Source organism: Amycolatopsis sp., assembly GCF_025464955.1.
Classification (GTDB): domain Bacteria; phylum Actinomycetota; class Actinomycetes; order Mycobacteriales; family Pseudonocardiaceae; genus Amycolatopsis.
The window spans coordinates 73,260-99,235 of sequence record NZ_JAODNM010000167.1 but is presented as its reverse complement, the minus strand read 5'-3'; the positions used below and the strand labels follow the sequence as shown (position 1 = coordinate 99,235).

Here is a 25,976-nt window from a genome sequence, read left to right as displayed (position 1 = left end):
GGGCCTGTTGCGTCGCGTCGGTGTGACCTGTCGTGAAGGCCACCTTCACGGCGTAAGGCGCACTCAACTAGGCCTTCGCGGCGTCCCTGCCCTGCCGAAAGTGCCTACACGAGCCCCCAGCAGTCACCTCGCGATCACAGCACCACCTGCACAACGCGACTGGCCCTCAACTCCGCTACCAGCACCCATCCACCTCAGTCCTCGCTGCTCTGCACAGAACCGCAACGGCAGCCGAACCCCTCAGACGAAGCGGCGGCGGCCGGCGAGGGCGCCGAAAAAGATCTGCGCCAGCAGGACGCCGATGACCATGATGAACGGGACGGTCCAGCCGCCGGTCAGCTGGTGGAGCAGGCCGAACAGGAACGGGCCGAGCGCCGCGAGCAGGTAGCCGAAGCCCTGGGCCATCCCGGACAGGCGCGCGGTTTCCTCCCCGGTCCTGGCCCGCAGCGCGATGACGGTGAGCCCCAGCGAGAACACGCTCATCCCGAACCCGACGAACACGCTCCACAGCAGCGGGTACTCCCCCGGCGCGATCAGCAAACCGATCATCCCGGCCAGCCCGAACAGGCCCAGCACGACGATCCAGACGCTCTGGCTCCCCTGCCTCGCGGCCATCGGCGGGATGACCAGGCTGATCGGCACGGCGATCAGCGAAATCAGGCCGAGCAGCAGCCCCGCGTCGCCCTTGCTCACCCCGGCATCCATCAGCACCTGCGGCAGCCAGCCCATCACGACGTAGGCCACGAACGACTGCAGCCCGAAGAACAGCGTGACGGTCCACGCCAGCGGACTGCGCAGCAGCGACCTGCCGCTTCCGGCGGGTCCGGATCCGCTGCTCTCGCCGGCGGTGTGCCGCCGGGCGGCGAACATCCACACCGCCAGCGCGACGACGCCCAGCACGGCCCAGCTGCCCAGCGCGGGACGCCAGCCGCCGAAAGCGTCGTCCAGCCGCGGGGTCACCGCCGAGCCGAGTGCCCCGCCGCCCTGCAAGGCGGCGGTGTACACGCCGGTCATCAGGCCGACCTTCGCCGGGAACGAATCCTTGATCACCACAGGGATGAGGACGTTCGACAGCGCGATGCCCGCCGTCGCGACGAGTGTCCCGCCGATCAGGACAAGTGGCCCGTCCAGCACCCTCAGCACCAGCCCGGCACTCATCACGGTCAGGGCCACCGCGATCGCCCGGCCGATGCCGAACCGGCGTGACAGCACGGGCGCGACGAGGCCGGCGCCGGCGAAACACAGCCCCGGCACCGTCGTCAACACCCCGGCCCACGTGGCGGACGCCCCGAGAGACCCGCGGATTTCGGCAAGCAACGGGCCTACGCTGGTGATCGCCGGACGCAGGTTCAGCGCGGTGAGGACCACCGCGAGGCCCAGCAGCGCACCGGCGGCCAGTACTGTCTTGCGACTATCCGGCACCGGCTCGGAAGCTCCGGCCAGCTCGAGCTCGAGACCGGTGGAGGAGGACGGGAGATTCCAGGAGTCGACGGGCACGTGAGCTACTATGACATACGTAGGATGATTGGATGAAAGGAAATTTCTGTGCCATTGGCCACCACGCGGCGGACCGGCCTGGTCGACCAGGCCATCGAGCAGCTCCGCGACGCGGTCAGGCAGGGGGAATGGCCCATCGGGCAGCGAATCCCGACCGAGCCCGAACTCGCCGCCCAGCTCGGCGTCGGCCGCAACACCGTCCGTGAAGCCGTGCGCGCGCTGGCTCACAGCGGGTTGCTGGAAGTACGCCAGGGAGATGGCACCTACGTCCGCGCGACCAGCGAGGTCTCCGGCGCTGTCCGGCGCCTCTGCGGCGACGAACTGCGCGAGGTCCTCCAGGTTCGACGCACCCTCGAGGTCGAAGGCGCCCGGCTCGCCGCTGCGGCCCGCACCGAAGGGGAAATGAGCAGTCTCACGGCCCTGCTCGACGAACGGGACGCCGCCGAGCGCGAACGGCGGTTCGACGACTTCGTCCGCACCGACGCCGAGTTCCACCTCACCGTCGTCCAGTGCGGGCACAACACGCTGCTCACCGAGCTCTACCGCGGACTCACCGAGGTGGTCACGGCGAGCGTCGCGGCGACCTCGAGCGAGCACCCGACTTACTCCGGGACCATCGAGCACCGAGGCCTGCTGCACGCCATCGCCCAGCAGGACCCCGCCGCCGCGGCCGCCGAAGCCGCCGGCTTCCTCGACGAACTGCTCGCCGGGATGGATCTGGACGCGACGGAAATCAACTAACGCTTACGGAAGCGTCAGGATCTCCGCGCCGTCGTCGGTGACGACGAGGGTGTGCTCGAACTGGGCCGTCCACTTCTTGTCCTTCGTGGTGACGGTCCAGTCGTCGTCCCAGACGTCGTAGTCGATGGTGCCGAGGGTGATCATCGGCTCGATGGTGAAGGTCATGCCCTTCTCGATCACCGTGGTGACGTTGGGCTCCTCGTAGTGCAGCACGGTCGGCGCGGTGTGGAACGCGGGGCCGACGCCGTGGCCGGTGAAGTCCCGCACCACGCCGTAGTCGAACCGCTTCGCGTAGGCCTCGATGACTCGGCCGATCACGTTGAGCTGGCGGCCGGGGCGCACTGCCTTGATCGCGCGCATGGTGGCTTCGTGCGTGCGCTCGACGAGCAGGCGGGCCTCGTCGGAGACGTCACCGGCGAGGTACGTCGCGTTGCAGTCCCCGTGGACGGCGCCGATGTACGCGGTGACGTCGATATTGCAGATGTCGCCGTCCTCGATGACCGTCGAGTCGGGGATGCCGTGGCAGATGACCTCGTTGAGCGAGGTGCAGCACGACTTCGGGAAATGCCGGTAACCCAGCGTCGAGGGGTACGCGCGGTTGTCGAGCAGGAACTCGTGGACGACCTTGTCGATGTCGTCGGTGGTGGCACCGGGCTTGACGGTCTGGCCGCCGACTTCGAGCGCCTGCGCGGCGATCCTGCTCGCCAGCCGCATGGCCTCGATCACCTCGGGCGTCCGCACCCCGTTGCCGGTATCCCGTTGGGGGGCAGGCTTGTCCACGTATTCGGGACGGGTGATGCTGGCGGGGACGGCGCGGCGCGACGTCTGGACGCCGGGCTCAAGGGGGGCACGATCGGGCATGCCTCCACCCTACGACGAGTAGGTCAGCCGAGTACTTTCAGGAACCGATCCGCTACTTTCACCGCGGGCGTGGACGAACCGGCACCCACCAGGAGGACCGAAAACGCCAGGTCCCCGGCGTAGCCGACGAACCAGCCGTGCGAGTTCGTCCCGTCGCCGAACTGCGCCGTTCCGGTCTTCCCCCGCACGTCCGGCAAATTCCGCAGGCCCGTCGCGGTGCCCGCGGTGACGACGTCGCGCATCATCGTCCGCAGGGCGTCGAGCACGTCCGGTCGCAGCGGCGCGCCCAGATTCTGAGACACCGTCGGGGTTCCCCGCAGCAGGGTCGGCGCGACGAGCTTGCCCGACGCCACGGTCGCCGCGACCACCGCCATGCCGAACGGGCTGGTCACCACGGTTCCCTGGCCGAACCCGTTCTCCGCCCGCTGCACGACGGAGCCGGCGGGCGGGACGGACCCGGTGATCGTGGTCAGCCCCGGCACGACGAAGTCGGCGCCGATGCCGAGGCTCTTCGCGGCGTCGGTCAGCGCGGCCGGCGGGAGCTGGCTGGCGAGCTTCGCGAACGTCGTGTTGCAGGACTTCGCGAACGCCGTGGACAGCGGAACCGTGCCCAGCGCGAACTTGCCCTCGTTCGGCACGGTCCGGCCGTCGAAGGTCACCGTGCCGGGGCAGTCCACGGGTGTGTCGATTTTCACCAGTCCCGCGGTCAGCGCCGCCGCGGCCGTGACGATCTTGAAGGTCGAACCCGGCGGGTAGCGGCCGATGAGCGAGATCGGTCCCTGTGCGCCGGCCTGCTCGTTCTGGGCGACGGCGAGCAGCTCCCCGGTGGACGGCTGGACCGCCACGATCGCGGCCGGGCCGGGCACCGCCGTCAGCGCGGACTCGGCGGCCGCCTGGATCTTGCCGCTCAGCGTGCTCGTCACGGCGGCCGCCGCCGCGGCAGGCCGGGCGTAGAGCTCGGTGAGCTCCTCGCCGTTGGGCCCGACGGTCACCACGCGCCAGCCGGCCTGGCCGACGGCTTGGCTCTCGACGAGCGAACGCACGGCCGGCAGCACCTGCTTGCCGAAGTCGGCGCTCGGGGCGAGCAACCGGTCCTGCTCGGTGAATCGCACTCCCGGGAGGTCGTAGATAACGGGTTTCGCCTGCTGGTAGTCGTTCGAGCGCAGGCTGACGACCGGGTACGCGAGCCCGGGCCGCAGCCCCTTGGCACCGTCCAAAATGGACTGCTTGGTCACCGTCGGCTCGTACCGGTTGAGCGCGCCCGCCAGTTTCCCGGCCACCGACCCGAGATCGCCCGCCTTCGCCGGGTCGACCATGACCCCGATGACGGTCTGCGGCGCGAGCAACGGCACACCGTCGCGGTCGAGGACGGGGGCGAGCGGCGGCGTGTCCACCTTGAAGGCAAGGCCCTGCTGCGCGCCGAGCTGGGGATGGACGACCGACGGCACCCAGCGCACCTTCCAGCCGCCCTGCGCGGAATAGAGCTGGGCGTTGGCTGTGTAGGACCAGAGCCGGCGGTGCGGGAGGTGCCAGGTGATCCGGTACGCCGCCGTCGCGGTGTCGTTGCCGGAATTCTCGTGCACTTGGACGTCCCCGGTATCTATCGACTCCGGCGCGAGGGCCTTGCGCACGCTGTCGAGCAGCGACTTGGCGTCGGCGGGTGCGTCCGTCGAACCCGACGCGCGGGCGGTGTCACCGGAGGAGAATCCGCCGAGGAACGCGCCCATGACGTCGTCGGGGCCGGGGCCGGAACCGAACAGGCCGCACCCGGCCAGCGTCATGACCAGCGCGCCGACCAGCGTCAAGCTCCCGAAACGTCTTCCCCGCACAACCGCGGATTATTGCCCCCGGCGGTCCCCATCCCGACCCGAAACGCCGTCCACTCCCCGCCACTGACGGGTGAAGACCAGGCACGAGGGCATCGCAACTCGCCGTCGAGTTGCGGTCCGGGGACGGTGTGGGGCGTCAGAAGAGGACGGTGGCGTATTCGCCGACCTGCTGGAAGCCGATCTTGCGGTACGCGGCGAGCGCGGCGGCGTTGTAGGCGTTGACGTACAGGCTCGCTGTGCGCCCCATGCCCCGCACGAGGCGGGTCACGACAGCGGCGGTCCCGGTGGCGCCGAGACCCTCACCGCGGCGGTCGGGATGCACCCAGACGCCCTGGATCTGGCCGACGGTCGCCGACATCGCCCCGATCTCGGCCTTGAACACGACCTCGCCGCCTTCGAACCGGGCGAACGCGCGACCGCCGGCGATCAGCTCGGCGACCCGGGCGCGGTAGCTGGCACCGCCATCACCGGCGCGGGGGTCGACGCCGACCTCCTCGATGAACATGGCTATCGCGGCCGGGAGGTACCTGTCGAGCTCCTCGGGCCGGACGGCTCGCACCGCCGGGTCCCCGGGCAGCCGGGGCAGGGAGTCGAGCGCCATCAGCGGCTGCTCGTCCCGGACTTCCCTCGCCGGACCCCATTCGGGCGACAGCTCGTCCCACAGGCCCAGCACCTGCTCGGCGGGCCCGACGAGCGACGAACAGATGCGCTGGCGGCGCAGCGCGCGATCGGCGAAGGAGCGCAACGCCGTCGCGTTGCCCCGGAGCGGAATGAGGTTGGGGCCGGAAAAGCACAGGCCCTGGATCCGGCCGGTGCGCACGGGCCGGGCGTCGGCGGCCCACAGCTCGCCACCAAGGCGCCAAGGATCGAGACCGGCGACCTCCACCCGGGCGCTGACCATGCAGCTACCCACCGGGTCGGCGGCGAGCGCGGCACGGACCGCCGGATAGTCCCGATCATCAAGCAGCCGCGCACCTGCTAGCCGCAACACTCCTCCAGCGTGCCAGATAAACGCTCACAACGGAACGCGAGGGCTCCGACACGCTGGGAACAATAGTCAAAAGTGACTACTTAGGGAGCACCTCGGTACGTCCCGAAGGTCCAAAGGTTGCCCTCGGGGTCCCGCGCGGTGAAGGTGTGAGAGCCGTAGTCGGTGTCTTGGATCTCCTCCACGATCGCCAAACCGGCCGCGACGGCCTTCTCGTGGATCTCGTCGACGTGGTCGGAAACCACGCAGACCGAGGTCGCGCCCGGCTTCATCGCCGCGTGGACGCCTTCGCAGAACTTGGTGCTGCCGAGCATCACACCGCCGCCCTCAGGCCAGCGGAGTTCGGCGTGCACGACGTCGCCACCCTCACCAGGCACGACGAGTGCCGCGCGGAAGCCGAAGACGTCGACGAGGAGGCGGACGGCGCCGGGAGCGTCGTCGTAGCGGAGGGCGGGCCAAACTGTGGGCTGCGGTTGTGTCATACGCGTCAGTCTTCGCCGCTGAAGACGCCCCCGTCTTGCAAGAATGGGAGCTCCTCGGCGATCCAGGTCCCCGGTGAACAGCCGGCGAGCGCACGCCACTCGTTCGTCAGATGCGCCTGGTCGTAGTAGCCGCAGCCGACGGCGAGGCCCGCCAGGTCGACCCTGCCCCGCTGCCGGAGCACCTGCCCGGCACGTTCGAACCGCAGCACCCGCGCGGCCTGCTTCGGGGAGAGCCCGATCTCCGCCCGGAACCGTTCCCCGAAATGCCGCCTGCTCCAGCCGACTTCTTCGGCGAGCGTGGCGACCCGGACCCGCCCGCGCGCCGCGCGCATCCGCTGCCAGGCCCAGCCGACCTCGCCGGCGGGGTCTTCGGCGTCGGCGATCACGCCGGCCAGCGTGTCGTCCAGCAAGGCGAAGCGAGCGGGCCAGTCGCGCGCCTCGACCAGCCGCGCGGGGAGTTCGGCCAGCCCCGGCGTGCCGAGTTGGTCGAGCCCGACGACGTGGCCGCTCAGTTCGGCGGCGGACACGCCCAGCAGTGCCCGGGTGCCCAACGGGTTGAGCTCGAGGTGGATCCCGGCCTGGAACCGGTCCTGAGCGATCAGCACCGGGCCGACGTGCATCCCGCCGACCATCGCCTGCAGGCACACCGGGGACTCCCCCGGCAGCGGCATCCCGGTCACCCGGATCGGCTGATCCAGGCTGATGATCAGGGTGACGTGCCGCGACGGGAGGCCGCGGTGCACGCCGAGCGTGACGTCGCGCTGGACATAGCCGACGTAGCGCTCGACCCAGGGCCGCAGCATGGGATGCGGCTCACCGACTGCCCAGGCGAAGTTCTCCTCCGGCACCCGTTCAGCGTAGGCCCTGGGTGAGCCCTGCCGGTTCAGCTCACGGTGACGACGGGCTCGCCGCTGACGGCGCCGTCGGCCTCGGCAGCTTCGGCGATGCGCATGGCTTCCTCGATGAGCGTCTCGACGATCATGTGCTCGGGCACGGTCTTGATGACCTCGCCCTTGACGAAGATCTGGCCCTTGCCGTTGCCCGAAGCGACGCCGAGGTCCGCCTCGCGCGCCTCGCCGGGCCCGTTGACGACGCAGCCCATGACGGCGACCCGCAGCGGGATCTCCATCCCCTCGAGACCGGCCGTGACCTGCTCGGCGAGGGTGTAGACGTCGACCTGCGCGCGGCCGCACGACGGGCAGGACACGATCTCCAGCTTGCGCTGCTTGAGGTTGAGCGACTGCAGGATCTGGATGCCGACTTTGACCTCTTCGACCGGCGGCGCGGACAGCGAGACGCGGATCGTGTCGCCGATGCCCTGGCGCAGCAGCGCACCGAAGGCGACCGCGGACTTGATCGTGCCCTGGAACGCCGGGCCTGCCTCGGTGACGCCGAGGTGCAGCGGGTAGTCGCACTGCTCGGCGAGCAACTCGTACGCGCGCACCATGACCACCGGGTCGTTGTGCTTGACCGAGATCTTGATGTCGTGGAAGTCGTGCTCGGCGAACAGCGACGCCTCCCACAGCGCCGACTCGGCCAGCGCCTCGGGCGTGGCCTTGCCGTACTTGTCCAGGATCCGCTTGTCCAGCGAACCGGCGTTGACGCCGATCCGGATCGGTGTGCCGTGATCCTTCGCGGCCTTCGCGATCTCCTTGACCTGGTCGTCGAACTTGCGGATGTTGCCGGGGTTGACGCGCACCGCGGCACAGCCGGCCTCGATCGCGGCGAAAACGTACTTCGGCTGGAAGTGGATGTCGGCGATCACCGGGATCTGCGACTTCCGCGCGATGGCGGGCAGCGCCTCCGCGTCGTCCGCCGACGGGCACGCCACGCGCACGATGTCGCAGCCGGCCGCGGTGAGTTCCGCGATCTGCTGCAGCGTGGCGTTGACGTCCGAGGTCAGGGTGGTGGTCATCGACTGGACAGAGATCGGCGACTCGCTGCCGACCCCGACCGAACCGACATGCAGCTGCCGGGTTTTGCGACGTTCGGAGAGGACGGGCGGCGGGAGGGCGGGCATACCGAGCGCAACAGTCACACGTTCAGCGTACCTACGGGATCCGCAGGGGATTCACGATGTCAGCCGTTACGGTGAGCAACGTAACGGCGGCCCCGAGAAACACGAAAACAAGCGTGATCGCCGACAGCTTTGTGTAGTCGACCGGCCCCGCCGCGCTCTTCCCCCGGACCTTCCGCAACCAGTCGCGAATCCGCTCGTACCAGACGACCGCGATGTGCCCGCCGTCGAGCGGCAGGAGCGGCAGCAGGTTGAACACGCCGACGAAGAAGTTCAGGCTGGCCAGCAGGAGGAAGAAGACCTGCCAGAGGCCCTGCTCCACGGCCTGGCCGCCGATGCGGCTCGCACCCACGACGCTGACCGGGGTGTTCGGGTCACGTACGCCGCCGAAAATCGAGTGCACGGTGGCCGGAATCCGCTTGGGGAAGGCCAACAACCCGTTCCAGGTCTGCTCGAACATGTTCCCGGCGAAGCTGGTGGCGCCACCGAACGCGGACAGCCCGTTGTAGGCGAAGCTCGACGTGCGGCCTGCCCCGATCGCGCCGACTGTCGTCGTCCCGACGACCTTGCCCGCGTCGTCGACCTTGGGCCTCAGCTCGCGGGCAACGTCGACGGTGAGGCTCTTGGTGTCGCCGTCCCGCTGGATTACGAAGGCTGTCGGGCCCGAGGCTGCCTGGATGGCATTGAAGGTGTCGGTCCAAGTCGGCGTCGCCTTGCCGGCGACCGAGGTCACCGTGTCTCCGGGCAGCAGGCCCGCCTGTTTGGCCGGCGCCGGATCACCGGGCTTGCAGACGGGGTTGTTGGCCTCGGCGATGGTCGTGGCCCCCGTGACACAGGAGCTGACGGAGTTCAGCACCGGCTTGTCGTTGATGTTGGGCAGGCCCATCGTGATCGCCATCAGGTACAACACGAGGAAGCCCAGGATGAAGTGCGTGAACGAGCCCGCGGAGAGCACGACGGTGCGCTTCCAGGTCTTGTACCGCCACATGGCCCGGGGAGCCTCGTCCGGGGTGACCTCGTCGAGCGCGGTCATGCCCGCGATGTCGCAGAACCCGCCGAGCGGGATCCACTTCACGCCGTACTCGGTCTCGCCGCGCCGGAACGAGAACACCTTGGGACCGAAGCCGATGAAGTACCGCCGGACCTTCATCCCGAAGGCCTTCGCCGTGAGCATGTGGCCGGCCTCGTGGAGCGCGACCGAGATACAGATGCCCAGCGCGAACACGACAACGCCGACAATGTAGGCGATCACGCGCTACTTCCTCCCAGACATCACTTCGGCGGCACGGGCACGGGCCCAGTGCTCCGCCGCGAACACATCATCCACGTCACGAGGCACGCGACGCCATTCGTCAGCGGCTTCCACCACTTCGCTAATAGTGTCCACGATGGAGGTGAAGCTGGTGTTCTGCGCACAGAAGGCGTCCACCAGCACCTCGTTGGCCGCGTTGAACACCGCCGGCAGGCACCCGCCGACCGTACCGGCGTGCCGCGCGAGTTCCACGGCCGGAAACGCGCCGTTGTCCAGCGGCTCGAAGGTCCACGACGCCGCCTTTTCCCAGGTGCAGGCCGCGGCGGCGCCGGGAACCCGGTTCGGCCAGTTGAGCGCGAGCGCGATCGGGAGCCGCATGTCCGGCGGGCTCGCCTGCGCCAGCGTCGAGCCGTCGACGAAGGTCACCATCGAGTGAATGATCGACTGCGGGTGCACGGCGACGTCGATCCGGTCGGCCGGGATGCCGAAGAGCAGCTGGGCTTCGATCAGCTCCAGCCCCTTGTTGACCAGGGTCGCCGAGTTGATGGTGACGACCCGGCCCATCGCCCAGGTCGGGTGGGCCATCGCCGCCTCGACGGTGACCCCGGCCATCTGCTCCCGGGTGCGGCCGCGGAACGGGCCGCCCGACGCGGTGAGCACGAGCCGCGCGACCTCATCGGCGCTCCCGCCGCGCAGCGCCTGCGCGATGGCCGAGTGCTCGGAGTCCACCGGGACGAGCTGGCCCGGCTTCGCCGCGTCGAGCACAAGCGGCCCCCCGGCGATCAGGGACTCCTTGTTGGCGAGCGCGAGGATCGACCCGGTGCCCAGCGCGCGCAGCGTCGGCTTGAGGCCCTGCGAACCCGGCATGCCGTTGAGCACGACGTCGACGGAGATCGCGTCGATCAGCTCGATGACCGAATCGGGCCCGGCGAAGATGCGCGGCAGCCGGAACTCTCCGCGCGAGTAGCCGCGGCGCTGGGCCTCGGCATACAGCGCGAGCTGCAGGTCTTCGACCACCGTCGGCCTGATCACGGCGAGGGCCTCGACCTGGTGCGCGATCGCCTGCGCGGCGAGCGCGGCCGGATCCGACCCGCCAGCGGCGATGCCCGCGACCCGGAAGAGCCCGGGATTCCGGGCGGCGATGTCGAGGGCCTGGGTACCGATCGAACCGGTGGAACCTAGTACGAGGACGCTTCGCGAAGTAGTCATCACGGATATTGTCCCCTGCCCGGGTCCCAGCTCGCGCGGGTCCTCACCCGAAGTGACGCGGGCGTGTGGGATCATGGGTGAAGTCAGCGGAAACAGGTTCGGCGAGGAGTCAGCGTGGCGAGCAAGGCGGTCGAAAAGCGACCCGAGGTGGACCCCCATGACGAGCCTTCGGTCAAGTGGGGCTGGCACGGTTCCTTCCCCAAGGCGACCCGGATCGCCGGCTGGTTCAGCGTCGTCGCGCTGCTGCTGATGCTCAAGGGCAACCACGAGAACGACACGGAGAACGTGTGGCTCGTCGGTCTTGCGATCCTGCTCGCGTTCGCGCTGGTGCTGGACATCCGCAAGCAGCGCACCGCCTGGCGTAAGTAGCTCCTGACGATCTAAGCCCGCCCGTCTCCCGCCACCACCCTCAACGGAGGCGCTGCGCGCCGCGGCTATATTCCCGGGCATGAAGCTGCGCTGGGCTCTTGCCGCCGCCATTCCCGTACTCGCCGCTGGGCTCGTCATGGCCCCCGCGGCCGACGCCTCCGTTTCGACGAAGCCGATCGTGAGCTGCCAGTTCACCCCGACCGCGCCGGACAACCCGGCCGCGCGGCCGGTGCTGCCGCCGCTGCCGTTCGCGTTGACCATCGGGCACGCCGACGTCACGTTCACCACCAACTACGGCCCGGTCACCGTCGAGCTGGACCGTTCCGGTGCGGCGCCGTGCGCGGTGCACAACATGCTGAGCCTGGTGCTTCAGCACTTCTACAACAACAGCCAGTGCTGGCGCCTGACGAACTCCACCCGCCTCGGCGTACTGCAGTGCGGGGACATCTTCGAGGTCGAAAAGGGCGGACCTGGTTACCAGTTCCCCGACGAGGTCACCGGCAAGGAGACCTACCCGCGCGGCACGATCGCGATGGGCAACCAGGGCCCCGGCACCAACGGCAGCGAGTTCTTCATCGTGCACTCGTTCGCCAACATCCCGGCGAACTACTCGGTGCTCGGCAAGGTCGTCCACGGCATGGACGTCCTCGACCGGATCGTCGCCGCCGGGATCATCCCCAGCGACCGCGGCCCCCTCGACGGCTCCCCCGCCAAGCCGGTGAAGATCGAGCGCGTCACCTTCGGCTGAGAGTTGCGAAAAACCCCTCAGGGCCACGCCTGTGGCTTTGAACGCCACAGGGGTGGCCCTGAGGGAACGCCAGGCACCTACCGGACGAGCTCGCTGGGGCCGATGCCGGATTCACCGGCGACGGCGGCCAGTTCGGCGCCGACGGATTCGTGTTCGACGCCCGGGGCGGGCTTCTTGTCCTTCGTCAGCAGCGACGCGACAGCGCCGATGAGGCAGACCACGATCGCGAAGCCGAACGCGACCGACAGACCTTCCGAGAACGGCCCCGAAATCAGGTTCGGGAAGAAGCTGCGCCCGGTCAGGAAGCTCGCCTGATCCGGCGTCAACTGGCTCAGTTGACCGCCCAGCAGCTGTTGGATCGGGTTGTAGCCCAGGAACGCGGCGAACAGGATCGACACCGCGGGCAGTCCGGCGATCTGACCGGCCTGCGCCGCCGAGACGCCGTGCGCGACCAGGCCCTGGTTCATCGTGGCCGGCAAGGTCGACGACAGACCGGCGATGATGAGGCTGAAGAAGAAGCCGATCGACAGGACCATCGCGGAGTTCTGGAAGGTCGTCATCATGCCCGAACCGGAGCCGCGGGCGTCGGCGGGCAGGCTGTTCATCACCTCGGCGCGGTTGGGTGAGGAGAACATGCCCATGCCGATTCCGTTGAGCAGCAGGATCCTGGCGAAGGCCCAGTAGTCGAAGTTGACCGGCAGCATGATCAGCAGGCCGAAGGTGATCGCGGTGATGACCAGACCACCCGAGGCGAGCATCCGGCTGCCGATGCGGTCGGACAGAATGCCGGACGCGGGCGCGGACAACAGGAACCCGACGGTCATGGGCAGCATGTAGATCCCGGCCCACAACGGCGTCTGCGCGAAGCTGTACCCGTGCTGCGGCAGCCAGATCCCCTGCAACCAGATGATCAGGACGAACTGCAGCCCACCGCGGCCGAGCGACGCCGAGAGGTTGGCGATGTTGCCGAAGGTGAACGACCTGATCCGGAACAGCGACAGGGTGAACAGCGGGTTGTCGACCTTCAGCTCGATCACCACGAACGCGACCAGCACGACGAGGCCGCCGAGGATGCAGGTCAGCACGAACGGGCTGCCCCAACCGGTTTGGGAGCTGCCGTAGGGCTGGATCCCATAGGTGATGCCGACGAGCACCGCGACCAGGCCGACGCCGAAGGTGATGTTGCCCCACCAGTCCATGCGGGCGTGCTTGCGGATGCCGGTGTCGTGCAGCTTCAGGTAGGCCCAGATGGTGCCCACGATCCCGATCGGCACCGAGACCAGGAAGATCAGGTTCCAGTTGACCGGCGCGAGGACCCCGCCGATGACCAGCCCGAGGAACGACCCGGCGATCGCGGCGACCCCGTTGATGCCCAGTGCCATCCCGCGCTGGTTGGCCGGGAAGGCGTCGGTCAGGATCGCCGAGGAGTTGGCCATCAGGAACGCGCCGCCGACCCCTTGGACGATGCGCCAGCCGATCAGCCACAGCGCGGCGGCGTCACCCTGGAACCACGTAATGGCCAGGAAAACCGACGACACCGTGAAGATCGCGAAACCCAGGTTGTACATCTTGGCGCGGCCGAACATGTCGCCGAGCCTGCCGAAGCTCACCACCAGTACCGCGGTGACGACCATGAAGCCCATGAGCATCCACAGCAGGTAGCTCGTGTTCGCCGGCTCTAGGGGGTTGATTCCGATGCCCTTGAAGATGTCCGGCAACGCGATCAGCACGATCGACGAGTTGATCGTCGCGATCAGCATCCCGAGCGTCGTGTTCGACAACGCGATCCATTTGTAGCGCGGGCCCAGCTCTTCCGCCGACCTTTGCCTGCGATCCGACACAGTGAATCCTCCTACCCATTTCCCTTAGCAAGGCTAAGCAATTTCTTTGCGTGTGGCAACTAAGTAAAGGGAGAGACAAGTCACAGGCCGTCAGGGAAGCGTTAGGAAGTTGACCTTCATTGTCACGACGGCGTGCAGGCCACGGCGGACACGCGCGGGCGGATGTTCAGTGGAAGAAGCAAGAACCGCGTCACCCGTCGAAATGGACCACCGATGCCTGGCACCGCAGAAGAAGACCTCCGCACTGTCCTCGTGACGGGCGCCACCGACGGGCTCGGCTACGAGACCGCCCGGTTGCTGGCGGCCGCCGACCACGACGTCATCGTGCACGGCCGGACCGCCGGGCAGGTCGACGACGCCATGGAGCGGCTGGTCAAGGACGGTATCGACCCCCTGCGGCTGCACAGCGCGGTGGCCGACTTCGCCTGCTTCAACGAGGTCGCCACCATGGCGCACCTGGTCAGCAAGGCCCATCCGCGCCTCGACGTGCTCGTCAACAACGCCGCCATCGCCGGCGCGGAACACCGGGAGCTGACCGAGGACGGTTACGAGCGGACCTGGCAGATCAACTACCTGTCCCCGTACCTGCTGACGACGATGCTGGAGCGCCGACTCGCCGCGACTCCGCGGAGCCGTGTGGTCAACGTGTCGTCTTCGCACCACGTGTGGGCCAGCCTCGAACCGGCTGCGCTGAAAGAGATGCACCGCTACTCGCCCCACTCGGCGTACTCGCGTTCGAAGCTCGCGCTCACCATGTTCACCAAGGGCCTGACGATGTACGGGGCGGCGCGCTCGACCGCGATCAGCGTGCACCCGGGGATCCTCGACACCGCGCTGCTGCCCACCTACAGCGAGGCCGGACGGCCCGCCGTCGAAGGCGCCCGCGTTGTCGCTCGGTTGTGTATGCGACAGAAGGTCTTCAACGGCGCTTACTACAACGAGAAGTCCGAACCGGCCCACGCCGCGGCCGTCGTCGAGAACCTCACCGCCGTCAAGCAGCTGTGGAACGTGAGCGCGAACCTCACCGGCATGGGCTGAGCGCGACCAACACGGGAACGACGGCTGCCTGGGTCCGCTGCCCCTCCGCCCAACGGACAGCGGGTCCCGTCGCGCAGCCGGCAAGCGCGAACAGCCCGCCCAGTAACAGCCAACCCGGGACTCCCCAGGATAGGATGACGGTCGACAGCAGCAGCGGCCCGAGCATCCTCGCGACTGGCGCGCCGGCACCGAAAAAGCCTTGGTACTGCCCCTGCTTACCGGCCGGCGCCAAGGTGAAGCTGAGCTGCCAGCTACCGGCCGCCTGCATCATCTCGCCGATGACCTGAAGGCACGCGCCGGAGATCAGGATCGCCGCGACCAGCCATGCCGACGTCCCTGCTGCCGACACGGCGAACACCGCGCACGCGGCCAGCATCGCGAGACCGGCGTAGCGGCTGAAGCGGGCCGCGCCGCGCAGGTCGGACACCCGGCGCGCCACCCGTACCTGGAACAACACGACGCTGACCATGTTCAGCACCAACATCGCCGAGACCGTCCACACCGGCGCGTGCGTCCGCCGCACTATCCACAGTGGAATGACGAAGGTGAACAACGGCATGTAGAGCACCATGAACATGTTCAGCAGGGTGAGCAATGCGTACGGGCGGTCCCGGAGCACGGCCAGCGAGCGCTCACCACGGCGCGCGGCTACCGGCGCGACCTTCGGGAGCCGGGAGAGGACCAGCGCGGCGACAGCGACACTTGCCGCATCGATCGCGAAGACCACCAAGTACGCCTCGCGAGTGCCGAAGTGCAGAGCCAACCCGCCGAGTGCCGCTCCGATAGCGAGACCGGCATTGGTCTTCGACTGCATCGCCGCCCGGACCCCGGTCCGCTCGTCCTCGGCCACCAGCCCCACGAGCAGCGCTTGCCGGGCCGCCGCGAGGCCGCTCTGACAGCTCGCGTACACACACGCCATCACCACGAACAGGACGAACGACCGGACGAACAGGAACGAGCCGACCGCCGACGCGGTGGCGACGGCCATCAGCACGGCCACGCCGCGCGGCCCCCGCCGGTCGGCGAGATGCCCCAGCGCGACACCCGCCACCGAACCGACGCCCCACCCGAGCGTGAGGCCCAGCCCGACCTGCGCCAGCGAAAGCCCCACGATCAAGGTGAAGTACAGCGCCGAGCAGACAAGGTAGGCGCCGTCGCCGAGCGAGCTGGTCACCTGTGCCACGGCGAGCACGCGGATCGGACGATCCATCCTGGCGCGCATCATGTCCGCCCGTTCAGCCGACGACCGGGCCGCTGGTGCGGGCCCGCTTCAGTTCGTAGAAACCTTCCGTGCCCGCCACGAGCAGGATCCCGTCCCAAAGCTTGCCCGCGGCCTCGCCGCGAGGAGCCGGCGTGACGACCGGGCCGAAGAACGCCGTGCGGCGGCCGTCCGGGGTGCTCACGTGGATCGCCGGGGTGCCGAGGTCTTCGCCGATCGGGCCGAGACCGGCTTCGTTGCCCGCCCGCAGAGCGTCGTCGAGGTCTTCGCTCTCGGCGGCATCGGCGAAGTTCTCCGGCAGGCTGACCTCGGCCAACGCGGCGGCATAGAGGCCGCGGCAGAGCGGTTCCTTCTTGAGGTGGATCCGAGTGCCGAGCGCGGTGTAGAGGTCCCGCACCTCGTCAGGGCCGTACTTGAGCTCGACAGCCTTCGCGACACGCGCCGGTCCCCAACCGGTGTCCAACCACTCGCGGTACCACTCCTCGAGTCCTTCGCGGCCTTCGTTGAGCGCCGACAGGCTCAGCACGTGGAACCGCACCTCGACGTCGCGTAGTTGCTCCACTTCGAGCAGCCAGCGCGAAGCGATCCACGCCCACGGGCACTTCGGGTCGAACCACAGGTCCGCGATCGTCACGGGCTTTTCTCCTTCTGTCGACTGCCACGCTACGAGTCGGATTGGCCATACCCCAGTACCAATTTGAGCGATTCGAGTTGGGCCAATGTACGGTCGGGCAGTGGACTTCCATGTCAGCCTCAGCGGGCGCGGTGACCTGACCGCCCGGATCTACCGCCAGCTGCGTGAAGCCGTGCTCGACGGCCGGCTCCACCGCGGCGAGCGGCTCCCGCCGACTCGCGAGCTGGCGCAGCGGCTGGACGTCTCCCGCAACACGGTGGCCACCGCCTACGAACGGCTCACCGCCGAAGGCTTCCTGACCAGCCGGGTCGGCGCCGGCACGTTCGTCCACACTGGTCCGCTCGACCACGTCCGGCCCCGAACCGCACCCGCCGGCGCCGGTGTCCGGCCGCGTGCCCAGTGGCGGTCCATCCCCGCCTTCGCGCAGTCCGCACCTTCTCCGGCGACTTACGACTTTTCCGTGGGAGTGCCCGACCCGCTGATGTTCCCGCTCGAAACCTGGCGGCGACTGGTCGCGCACGTGCTCCGGCCGTCGGCCGTCCGCACCACGACGTACGGCGATTCCGCCGGGCACGCCGGGTTGCGGGCCGCGATCGCGCGGCACATCGGGACGTCGAGGTCCGTCCTCGCCGGTGCCGACGACGTGCTCATCACCCAAGGCGCGCAACAGGCGCTGGACCTCGTCGGCCGCATCCTGATCGAGCCGGGCGACCGCGTCGCCGTCGAAGAACCGGGATACCCGCCGGCGCGGCTGCTGTTCCGTTCCCTGGGCGCCCGGGTCACCGGGGTCCCCGTCGACGCCGAAGGCCTCGACGTCAGCGCGATCCCCGACGGCACCCGGCTGGTCTACACCACGCCGTCGCACCAGTTCCCGCTCGGTACGTCGATGTCCCTGACTCGCCGGGCCGCGCTGCTGGAGTGGGCCGAGCGGCACGACGCCGTGGTCATCGAAGACGACTACGACAGCGAGTTCCGGTTTTCCGACCGCCCACTCGAACCGTTGCAGCGCCTCGACCGCAGCGGCCGGGTGATCTATGTCGGTTCGTTCTCGAAGACGTTGCTTCCCATGCTGCGTCTGGGTTTCCTGATCGCGCCCGCGTCACTGCGGCCCGCGTTGAAGTGGGCGAAGCAGCTCACCGACTGGCACGGCGACCTCGTCAGCCAAGCCACCCTGGCGCGGTTCATCGAAGAGGGGCTCCTCGCCCGCCATGTGCGCAAGGCGACGCGTGAATACGCGTCCAGGCGCGAGCAGATCGAAAGAATCCTGCAGGCCGATTTCGCCGGACGGCTCGATGTCGTGCCATCGACGGCGGGGTTGCACCTGTGCACCCGCATCGCTCCACAAACGACAGTCGAAGTGGACGGCTGGGTGCGGCGAGCCAGGGAGGCGGGCGTGGCGGTGGAAAGCCTGGCCGGCTACTGCGACGTCGATCCCGGGCAACCCGGGCTCGTGCTCGGGTACGGCTCGATCCAACAGCGCGACATCGCCGAAGGCTTCCGACGCCTGGCCGCGGCGGTGCGGTAGTCCGAACGGCCTAACCAGGTCACGGCTCGCCATCGGAACCCGCCGTGATTTCGGTATTCCACCACGGACAAGGGGAACCGCGTGCGAGGCTGTCGCTCAGCCGAACGAGTCAACAGGAGTACACGTGCTTTTGATCTGGGGTTATCGGACCAGGGTCCTGCAGCTGGCCATGGTGACGTTCCTGTGCGGCAGGTGCGGCAATCCCGCGGCGCACGCGCTGCGCAAGGCCGTCATGAAGTTCACGCTGTTCTTCATCCCGCTGTTCCCGATCAACGTCAAGTACACCACGCAGTGCACGTTCTGCGGGGCGACGAACAGGTTGACCAAGGAGCAGGCGCTGCAGGCCGAGGCCCAGGGCGCGAGCCAGCAGCCTGCCATGCAGCAGCCCCCGGTGCAGTACGAGCCGCAGGTCGCTCAGCAGCCGCCGAACCACTCGTGAGCATTCCGGCCGCTTCTAACCGGCCGGAACACTCACGAGTCCTTGTCGTGCCAGCGCCTGCTCCCCTCGCGCTCCTGTCTCAAGGGCGATGGCCAAGGCCTGCCGGTAGTGGTCGATCGCCGCGTCGGCGGATCCGCGGGCACGGGCAAGTGCCCCCAAACTGTTGAGTACCCGCGTTTCCACGCCCCGGTCGCCGCACTCCCGCGCGATGACCAACGCGTCGTCGAGGTAGCGTGCGGCGTCTTCGTAGTGCCGGAGTTCCTGGTGGACGTCGCCCAGGTTCTTCAACGCGACGCTCTCATTGGTGCGGCCACCGGTTTCGCGGGCGATCACCAGTGCCTGCTCCAGGCATTCGACGGCCTTGTCATAGTGCCCGAGTGCCCGGTGGACGGCGCCGAGTAAACACAGCGCGTAGGCCTCACTTGTGCGTGTCCCGGTCGCGCGGAGGTGGTCCATACCTTCCTCCAGCGACCGGATGGCGTCGTCGTAGCGTCCCTGCGCCGCGAACACGTCGCCGAGATTGGTCCGGACATACCCTTCCGCGGTGCGGTCGCCGGTCTCGAGGGTGACCTCGAGACCCTGTTCCAGATAGTCGAGCGCGTCCCCGACTCGCCCCAGTTCACGGCAGGCGAGCCCCGTCACGACCAGCACCAGGCCTTCGCCGGTGCGGTCACCGGCCTCGCGGGCGAGCGCAAGCGCTTGCGTTCCGTAGTCCAGGGCTTCGGTGAACCGTCCCAGCGCGCGGCAGACCAGGACGAGCGTGGTCCGAACGTAGGTTTCCGTGCTCCTGTTGCCGGTGTCCGTGGCGATGACGAGCGCTTCCTCCAGATAGTGCAGCGCCTCGCGTGACCGGCCCACGCGCCAATGCCCCAGGCCGACCAGAGTCAGCGGATCCGCCTGGCCGGCGCGGTCGCCGGCATCGTGCGCCAAGGCCGTCGCGTGGGTGTGCAACACGAGCGAATCCTCGTGATAACCGCCGGCGTCGAGGTAGTGCCACAGGATCGTGGACAGCCTGCGGAGATGGTCCGGCCAGCCGTTCCGGGTGGCGTGGGCGGCGACGGCGATCAGGTTGGGCCGTTCGGCCTCCAGCCAGGACTGGGCGTTCGCGGGACCAGGCCAGTCGTCGATCGCGAGAGCCGGCTCTCCGACGTCCGGACGGAGGTACTTCTCTTGCGGCGAAAGGACGTCCACCGCTCGCGACGCGGCGTAGAGGTAGTAGTCGAACAGCCGGGTCAACGCCTCGCGCCCGCCGGCTTCGGTCTCCTCGGCGACCTCGCCGGCGTACACGCGCAGCAGATCGTGCAGCTGGTACCGGCCGGGAACCGTTTCCCCGACGAGGTGCGCGCGCACGAGCACGTCGATCAGCCGCTGCGCCTCGTCGACATTGACGTCGGCGAGCGCCGCGGTCGCGCCGGGGGTGAAGTCCCGGCCGGGATGGAAGCCCCACATCCGGAACACCCGGGCCGCGTCCGCCGGAAGGTGCCGATAGGACCAGGAGAACACCGGCCGCACCGCCGTGCCCGGGTCGCCACCACCGTCGAGGAGGTCGAGCCGGCCGCGTTCGTCGGCGAGTTCGGCGACCAGCGCGCGTAGCTTCGCCCCCGGGCGGCTGTTGGCGAGTTCGGCGATCAGGCGGAGCGCCAACGGCAGGCGCGCGGAGTACGCGACCAGCTCACGCGCGGCGTCGGGCTCGACGTCCACACGGGAGCCAAGCAACGCCCACAGCAGGTCGAAAGCTTCCTCCTGGCCGAGGACGTCGAGCGGCAGCCGGCGGGCGCCGTGCCGCGCGATGAGGCCGGGCAGCGCATCGCGGCTGGTGACCACCACGAAGCACGACGAAGAGCCGGGCAGCAGCGGGCGGATCTGGTCGGCGGAACCGGCATTGTCCAGGACCACCAGCATGCGCAGCCCGTTCAGCACCGTCCGGTACTTCGCCGCGCGTTCGTCCGGTTCGGCCGGGATCTCGCCGCCTTCGACCCCCAGCGCACGCAGGAATCCGGACAGCGCGTCGCCTGGCTCGACGGGCCTGCCGGGTCCGTAACCGCGCAGGTCGAGGTACAGCTGCCCGTCAGGGAACAGCTCACGCGCGCGATGCGCCCAGTGCACGGCAACGGCGGTTTTGCCGACCCCGGCGGTGCCTGAAAGTACCGCGATGTGCACGTCTCCCCCGCCGGTAGCCAGCTGGCCCAGCTCGGCCAGTTGCCCCGCACGGCCGCGGAACCCGGCGACGTCCGCGGGCAGTTGAGCAGGCCGGCGCTGGACGGCGGCGCTCGAGGTCCCGGCGCGATTGTCGTTGTGCAGTATCGAAAGCTGCGCCTGCCTCAGTTCCGCGCCAGGTTCGATGTCGAACTCGGCGAGCAGGCGGCGCCGCATCTCGTCGTACAGTTCGAGGGCGGCGGCACGCTGTCCGGAGGCGGCGAGGGCGAACATCAGCCGGGCGTGCGCGGGTTCGTGCAACGGCTCTTCGACGGTCAGCGCGCGCAACTGCGTCGCGGCCACGTCGTACTCTCCTTGCGACAGCGCGACATCCGCGAAAGCCAACACGGCCGCGGTACGACGTCCAGCCAACGCGCGACCGGCGGGATGATGCCGAAACCGATCGAGCCCGGCCAGCACCGGGCCGCGCCAAAGCCCCAGCGCGGACAGGTAGAAGCTGGACGCGGCGGCCGGCTCGCCCGCTGCCGACGCCTGCCCGGCGCGGGTCACCAGCGCTTCGAACTGCAGGACGTCCAGCTGGTCCTCGCCGACCGCGAGCAGGTAGCCGCCGTTGGCCGTGATGATCGTCCGCGCGGGTTCCTGCGGGCCGCGCCCGGGTTCGAGCGCCTTGCGCAGCCGTGCGACATAGGTGTGGACCAGTTCCAGGCACGAAGCCGGCGGACGCTCGTCCCAGAGCAGGTCGACGATCTCGTCGCGGCGCACGACGTGGTTCGGTTGCAAGGCCAGCAGCGCGAGGAGCCAGCGCTGCTTCGCCGCGTCGACGTCGATATCCTGGATCCCCCGCCGCACGGTCAGCGGGCCAAGCACGCCGATCCGGACGAGCCTGCCGGTGTCCGGGCCCGCGGCGTCGAGCACGGCCAGTAACCGGCGGACCGTCTCCTGCCGGGGCCGCTGGACAGTGCCGAGCTCGGCGTTGCGAACCGCTCGCAAACTGACCCCGGCCCGCTCGGCGAGTTGCGCCTGCGTCAGCCCCGCGAGTACCCGCCGGTCACGAAGCGAACGGTCGAACGGCCGGTCGTCACCCACAATCGCTGGTCCTTTCGCGACCCCTGCCGCACAACCTACCCATGCAGTCTTGCGAAAGTGCCGCTTCCGCACCACCCCCGAGTGCAGGGTCTTCGCGTTTTCGCAGCTCAGAGCAGGCAGGACAAGAGGCAATCGCGGTCCAGCCGCAGTACAGGCACCGGTACACCCTCCTCACCTAACGTCGGCAAGTACCGGTGGCGAAGGCAACGAGGCCATTCCAGCCGACCGGGCTGGGGACGAGGGTCAGCCGCCGCATGGGGTACGACGGCTGGCCCTCGAAGCCGTGCTCCCCAGCCTTGACAGGGAGCCGCCTTCAGCGCAACGGTGTCATGAGAAAGCGCTTTCACCAGACGCCTTCACCAGACACTGACGCTGGGAGAAACGATGACCGACCCGACAGCAACGGCCGCGACGCGCTGGGACGGCAAGCTGTTCCGCTCGGGTTCGTGGCTGCCCGGCCTGGGCACTGAAACCCTTGCCTCCCAGGAGAAATCCACCAGCCGGACGCTGGCGTCGCAGGCGCTGGCCACCGAGGCCGACGTCGACGCCGCTGTCACCGCGGCGACCACGGCGCAACCGGGCTGGGCGGCAGCAGGTTACGACGTCCGGGCCGGGCTGCTGCGCCGCGTCGCAAGGCTCCTCGAAGATCGCGCCGACGACTACGTCGACTGGCTCATCCGCGAGACCGGCGGGATCAGGGGCAAGGCCGAATACGAGGTCGGCGCCGCCTGCAACGAGCTGTACGAGGCCGCCGCGCTGACCAGCCACGCCACGGCCGAGGTCCTGCCGTCCCACAACACCGGCAAGCTGAACCTGGTCCAGCGCGTGCCGGTCGGCGTGGTCGCGGCCATCACACCGTGGAACTTCCCGCTGGTACTCGCGATGCGAGTGGTGGCGCCGGCGATCGCGCTCGGCAACACCGTGATCCTCAAACCCGCTGAGCTGACCCCGGTGACCGGCGGGTTCCTGCTCGCCGAGCTCTTCGCCGACGCCGGCGCTCCCCCGGACGTCCTCCAGGTGCTCACCGGGCTCGGGCCGCAGGCAGGAGAGGCGCTGGTGCGCCATCCGGGCACCACGATGATCCACTTCACCGGGTCCAGCCGGGTCGGCCAGCACATCGGGAGCGTCGCCGGGGGCATGCTGAAGAAGGTCTCGCTGGAGCTGGGCGGAAACAACGCGTTCGTCGTACTCGACGACGCTAACGTCGAAGCCGCGAGCATGGTCGGCGCCTGGTCGTCGTTCCACTACTCGGGCCAGGCGTGCATCAGCGCGAGCCGCCACATCGTCGCTGCCTCCGTCGCTGACGCCTACATCGCCGCGCTCGCCGCCAGGGCGAAGGGCATCGTGGTCGGCAATCCGCTCGACGACGGCGTCAACCTCGGCCCGATGATCAGCGAGACACAGCGCGACCGCGGGCTCGACCTCGTCAAGCGATCGGTCGACCAGGGTGCCGAACTCGTCGAAGGCGGCACCTTCGACCGCCTCTTCGTGCGGCCTACCGTGCTGAGCGGGGTCACCCCGGAAATGCCGGTATACCTTGAAGAAGTGTTCGCACCCGTAGCGCCGGTCATCGTGGTGGACAGCGACGAAGAGGCCCTGCGGCTGACCAACGACAGCAGCTACGGGCTGGTGCATTCGGTGTTCACCGGGGACCAGGCGCGCGGGCTGGCGTTCGCCGAACAGGTGCGCGCGGGCATGGTGCACGTCAACGACACGACCTGCCTGGACGAAGCGCATGTCCCGTTCGGCGGGTTCGGGCTGTCCGGTTCGGGCGGGCGGGCCGGCGGCGCGTCGAACCTGGACGAGTTCACCGAACGCCGATGGATCGGACTCCAGCGGACTCCCGTGGCTTACCCGTACTGAAGGGGTGACCTTGACGGTTTCATCAGACCAGGCCGACGTCTGCATAGTCGGCGCGGGGCCGGCCGGGGCCGTTGCCGCCTTACGGCTGGCAGAGGCCGGGTTCGAGGTCGTCGTGCTGGAGCAGGGCGACTGGCCCGACTACGAATTCGCCCGCGCGGCCAGTCCGGACTTCGAGATCAACACGGGCTCGACCTGGGCGTGGGATCCCAACGTCCGCGGCCTCGCCGGGGACTACCCGATCAACGGCGCGGATTCGGCCATCGACGTCCTGAACTACAACGCGGTCGGCGGCGGCTCGGTCGTCTACGCCGCGCAGTGGCAGCGCAACCTGCCGTCGGACTTCTGCGTCCGGACCCTCGACGGCGTCGCCGACGACTGGCCGCTGGGCTACCGCGAGCTGCAGCCGTACTACGAGCGCGTGGAACGGGCTTTCGGCGTGTCCGGGCTGGCGGGCGACCCGGCGTTCCCCGAGGGCGACGGTCCCCCGATGCCGCCGGTGCCGCTCGGCCTCGCCGGCGCCCGGGTCGCGCGGGCGCACAACGAGCTCGGCTGGCACTGGTGGCCAGGCCCGAACGCGATCGCGACCAGGGCGTACGGCGCGTTGGGACCGTGTCAGCAGCGAGCGGCCTGCTTGTGGGCCTGCGCGGACGGCGCGAAGGCGAGCGCCGACCGCACGCACTGGCCGCTCGCCGTCGACCGCGGTGTCCGGCTCATCACCGGCGCCCGGGTGCACCGCATCGAAGTCGGCGATAGCGGGCTCGCGGAGGGAGCGCTGTGGTTCGACCGCGACGGGCACGAGCACCGGACCCGCGCCGCGGTGACGATCCTGGCCGCGAACGGTATCGGCACGCCGCGGCTGCTTTTGCTGTCGGCGACGAAAGGCCATCCCGACGGGCTCGCGAACTCGTCGGGACTGGTCGGGAAACGGCTCATGCTGCATCCGTTCGGGGTAGTGACCGGGCTGTTCTCCGAAGACCTGCAGAGCTCGCGCGGAGCCTGGGGCCAGCACCTGCATTCGCTGCAGTTCTACGAAACCGACACGGACCGCGGGTTCGTGCGCGGGGCGAAATGGGGCCTGCAACCGACCGGTGGACCGGTGAACGCCACCCGCGCGTGGCCGTGGGGCGAACACAACACCGTGTGGGGCACCGATTTCCACCAGGGTGTCCAATCGCGACTCAACCATTCCGCGATGTGGGGCATCGTCGCCGAGGACCTCCCGGAGGAGGCCAACCGGGTCACGCTCGACACCGAGCTGACCGACTCCCACGGCATCCCGGCGCCCAAGATCACCTACCGGATCGGGGAGAACTCCCGCCGGATCATGGACTTCCACCTCGACCGGGCACGCGAATCGCTTGTGGCGTCCGGCGCGTACCACACGTTCGTCGCGCCGCAGATCCGCGAAACCGGCTGGCATCAGCTGGGTACCGCGATGATGGGCACCGACCCGGACAAGTCGGTCGTCGATCCTTCTGGGCGCACGCACGACGTCGCGAACCTGTATGTCTTCGACGGCAGCAACTGGCCGACGTCGTCGGGGATGAACCCGACCGCCACGATCATGGCGATGGCGTTGCGGTGCACCGAACAGCTCATCACGGCACGACGTGGTCAGGAGGTCCCGGCGTGACCACCTTGGACGACACCCAGCGCGCGACGCTCGCCGCGCTGGCGGACGGCCTGATTCCGGCCGGCGTCGGAATGCCTTGCGCGAGCGAGGTTTCCGTGGCCGGAAGCGGCGTCGACTACGTGCTTTCGGTGCGCCCGGACCTCGTCGAGCCACTACTGTCCGCGCTGGGTTTCCCGGACGCGGCAACGGAACCGGACCAAGCACTCGCCGCCTTGCGCGCCGAACAGCCGTCGACGTTCGCCGCACTCGGGGAAATCGTGGCCGGGGCGTACTTCCTGGACAAGTCCGTCCAGGACCGCATCGGCTACCACGGCCGAGTCGCCGCCCCCGCGGACCTGGACTCGCCGGTGGACCCGGACCTCCTGCGCCCGGTCATCGCCCGCGGCCCGATCTACCGCCCCGACCCCCGCAACGACGGCACTTTTCCACAAAAGCGCCCTGGTTGAGCCCTCAAGCACGGCACTTTTGTGGAAAAGTGCCCTCCTTGAAGGCTCAACCACCCCACAAAAGCGCACAGTGGGGCGTCCCTCACCGCAACTCGACGGCGA

The 25,976-nt window shown here is 69.1% G+C and carries 22 protein-coding genes; 9 read left to right on the top strand and 13 right to left on the bottom strand.

What is annotated here, in order from left to right; translation table 11 throughout:
- Nucleotides 1-240: 240 nt before the first annotated feature.
- Entirely contained in the window at nucleotides 241-1,443 is a 1,203-nt protein-coding gene (locus tag JWQ81_RS42200; protein WP_297551082.1) for an MFS transporter, read from the bottom strand.
- A 102-nt stretch (nucleotides 1,444-1,545) separates the two neighbouring features.
- Between JWQ81_RS42200 and JWQ81_RS42195 the strand changes: the two genes are divergently transcribed.
- The gene (locus JWQ81_RS42195) at nucleotides 1,546-2,238 is read left to right on the top strand and encodes an FCD domain-containing protein (protein ID WP_297550988.1); all 693 of its coding nucleotides are present in this window, start codon (nucleotides 1,546-1,548) and stop codon (nucleotides 2,236-2,238) included.
- A gap of 3 nt (nucleotides 2,239-2,241) precedes the next feature.
- Here the strand turns inward: JWQ81_RS42195 and map are convergent, their stop codons facing one another.
- The 8 genes from map to dxr all read right to left on the bottom strand — a co-directional run bounded on the left by map (nucleotide 2,242) and on the right by dxr (nucleotide 10,876).
- Nucleotides 2,242-3,099 (bottom strand): type I methionyl aminopeptidase, encoded by an 858-nt coding sequence (map, locus tag JWQ81_RS42190; protein WP_297550986.1) that lies wholly within the window; start codon nucleotides 3,097-3,099, stop codon nucleotides 2,242-2,244.
- Nucleotides 3,100-3,122: 23 nt separating this feature from the next.
- Nucleotides 3,123-4,880: a penicillin-binding transpeptidase domain-containing protein gene (locus tag JWQ81_RS42185; RefSeq protein ID WP_297551080.1), complete on the bottom strand. Its 1,758-nt coding sequence runs from the start codon at nucleotides 4,878-4,880 to the stop codon at nucleotides 3,123-3,125.
- Between the two features lie 184 nt (nucleotides 4,881-5,064).
- The gene (locus JWQ81_RS42180; protein WP_297550984.1) at nucleotides 5,065-5,919 is read right to left on the bottom strand and encodes a GNAT family N-acetyltransferase; all 855 of its coding nucleotides are present in this window, start codon (nucleotides 5,917-5,919) and stop codon (nucleotides 5,065-5,067) included.
- An 80-nt stretch (nucleotides 5,920-5,999) separates the two neighbouring features.
- A complete protein-coding gene (locus JWQ81_RS42175; RefSeq protein WP_297550982.1) occupies nucleotides 6,000-6,398 on the bottom strand; it encodes a VOC family protein in 399 nt (132 codons plus the stop codon).
- A 5-nt stretch (nucleotides 6,399-6,403) separates the two neighbouring features.
- Nucleotides 6,404-7,201, bottom strand: a complete 798-nt coding sequence (locus tag JWQ81_RS42170; RefSeq protein ID WP_297551078.1) for a helix-turn-helix domain-containing protein — start codon at nucleotides 7,199-7,201, stop codon at nucleotides 6,404-6,406.
- 80 nt (nucleotides 7,202-7,281) lie between these two features.
- On the bottom strand, nucleotides 7,282-8,418 hold the full coding sequence (ispG, locus tag JWQ81_RS42165) for a flavodoxin-dependent (E)-4-hydroxy-3-methylbut-2-enyl-diphosphate synthase (RefSeq protein WP_297551076.1): 1,137 nt from the start codon (nucleotides 8,416-8,418) through the stop codon (nucleotides 7,282-7,284).
- A gap of 31 nt (nucleotides 8,419-8,449) precedes the next feature.
- Nucleotides 8,450-9,667: an RIP metalloprotease gene (locus JWQ81_RS42160; protein ID WP_297550980.1), complete on the bottom strand. Its 1,218-nt coding sequence runs from the start codon at nucleotides 9,665-9,667 to the stop codon at nucleotides 8,450-8,452.
- Nucleotides 9,668-9,670: 3 nt separating this feature from the next.
- Nucleotides 9,671-10,876 carry a 1-deoxy-D-xylulose-5-phosphate reductoisomerase gene (gene dxr / locus JWQ81_RS42155; RefSeq protein WP_297550978.1) on the bottom strand — a complete coding sequence of 402 codons (1,206 nt, stop codon included), beginning with the start codon at nucleotides 10,874-10,876 and terminating at the stop codon, nucleotides 9,671-9,673.
- 114 nt (nucleotides 10,877-10,990) lie between these two features.
- Here dxr and JWQ81_RS42150 point away from each other — a divergent pair, with 114 nt between their 5' ends.
- Nucleotides 10,991-11,245 carry a DUF2631 domain-containing protein gene (locus JWQ81_RS42150; protein ID WP_297550976.1) on the top strand — a complete coding sequence of 85 codons (255 nt, stop codon included), beginning with the start codon at nucleotides 10,991-10,993 and terminating at the stop codon, nucleotides 11,243-11,245.
- Between the two features lie 79 nt (nucleotides 11,246-11,324).
- Nucleotides 11,325-11,993, top strand: a complete 669-nt coding sequence (locus JWQ81_RS42145; RefSeq protein ID WP_297550974.1) for a peptidylprolyl isomerase — start codon at nucleotides 11,325-11,327, stop codon at nucleotides 11,991-11,993.
- A 77-nt stretch (nucleotides 11,994-12,070) separates the two neighbouring features.
- On the opposite strand, the gene JWQ81_RS42140 is transcribed toward JWQ81_RS42145, so the two are convergent.
- Nucleotides 12,071-13,834, bottom strand: a complete 1,764-nt coding sequence (locus tag JWQ81_RS42140; protein WP_297550972.1) for an MFS transporter — start codon at nucleotides 13,832-13,834, stop codon at nucleotides 12,071-12,073.
- 213 nt (nucleotides 13,835-14,047) lie between these two features.
- Here JWQ81_RS42140 and JWQ81_RS42135 point away from each other — a divergent pair, with 213 nt between their 5' ends.
- Nucleotides 14,048-14,872: an SDR family NAD(P)-dependent oxidoreductase gene (locus JWQ81_RS42135; RefSeq protein ID WP_297550970.1), complete on the top strand. Its 825-nt coding sequence runs from the start codon at nucleotides 14,048-14,050 to the stop codon at nucleotides 14,870-14,872.
- Here the strand turns inward: JWQ81_RS42135 and JWQ81_RS42130 are convergent.
- Nucleotides 14,856-16,082 carry an MFS transporter gene (locus tag JWQ81_RS42130; protein WP_297550968.1) on the bottom strand — a complete coding sequence of 409 codons (1,227 nt, stop codon included), beginning with the start codon at nucleotides 16,080-16,082 and terminating at the stop codon, nucleotides 14,856-14,858. The two genes, JWQ81_RS42135 and JWQ81_RS42130, sit on opposite strands and share 17 nt — an antisense overlap.
- 25 nt (nucleotides 16,083-16,107) lie before the next feature.
- Nucleotides 16,108-16,725 carry a disulfide bond formation protein DsbA gene (locus tag JWQ81_RS42125; RefSeq protein ID WP_297550966.1) on the bottom strand — a complete coding sequence of 206 codons (618 nt, stop codon included), beginning with the start codon at nucleotides 16,723-16,725 and terminating at the stop codon, nucleotides 16,108-16,110.
- A 100-nt stretch (nucleotides 16,726-16,825) separates the two neighbouring features.
- On the opposite strand from JWQ81_RS42125, the gene JWQ81_RS42120 reads away from it, so the two are divergent.
- Both JWQ81_RS42120 and JWQ81_RS42115 read left to right on the top strand, forming a co-directional pair.
- Nucleotides 16,826-18,250 (top strand): PLP-dependent aminotransferase family protein, encoded by a 1,425-nt coding sequence (locus JWQ81_RS42120; protein ID WP_297550964.1) that lies wholly within the window; start codon nucleotides 16,826-16,828, stop codon nucleotides 18,248-18,250.
- Between the two features lie 124 nt (nucleotides 18,251-18,374).
- The gene (locus JWQ81_RS42115; RefSeq protein WP_297550962.1) at nucleotides 18,375-18,689 is read left to right on the top strand and encodes a zinc-ribbon domain-containing protein; all 315 of its coding nucleotides are present in this window, start codon (nucleotides 18,375-18,377) and stop codon (nucleotides 18,687-18,689) included.
- A 15-nt stretch (nucleotides 18,690-18,704) separates the two neighbouring features.
- Here JWQ81_RS42115 and JWQ81_RS42110 read toward each other — a convergent pair whose 3' ends face one another.
- The gene (locus JWQ81_RS42110) at nucleotides 18,705-21,932 is read right to left on the bottom strand and encodes a tetratricopeptide repeat protein (RefSeq protein WP_297550960.1); all 3,228 of its coding nucleotides are present in this window, start codon (nucleotides 21,930-21,932) and stop codon (nucleotides 18,705-18,707) included.
- Nucleotides 21,933-22,316: 384 nt separating this feature from the next.
- Between JWQ81_RS42110 and JWQ81_RS42105 the strand changes: the two genes are divergently transcribed.
- From JWQ81_RS42105 to JWQ81_RS42095, 3 genes are read left to right on the top strand one after another with little or no spacing between them, the layout of a single operon-like run.
- Entirely contained in the window at nucleotides 22,317-23,795 is a 1,479-nt protein-coding gene (locus JWQ81_RS42105; RefSeq protein WP_297550958.1) for an aldehyde dehydrogenase family protein, read from the top strand.
- Between the two features lie 10 nt (nucleotides 23,796-23,805).
- On the top strand, nucleotides 23,806-25,428 hold the full coding sequence (locus tag JWQ81_RS42100; RefSeq protein ID WP_297550956.1) for a GMC family oxidoreductase: 1,623 nt from the start codon (nucleotides 23,806-23,808) through the stop codon (nucleotides 25,426-25,428).
- The gene (locus tag JWQ81_RS42095; RefSeq protein ID WP_297550954.1) at nucleotides 25,425-25,874 is read left to right on the top strand and encodes a hypothetical protein; all 450 of its coding nucleotides are present in this window, start codon (nucleotides 25,425-25,427) and stop codon (nucleotides 25,872-25,874) included. Before JWQ81_RS42100 ends, JWQ81_RS42095 begins: the two co-directional genes overlap by 4 nt.
- Nucleotides 25,875-25,976 lie beyond the last annotated feature (102 nt).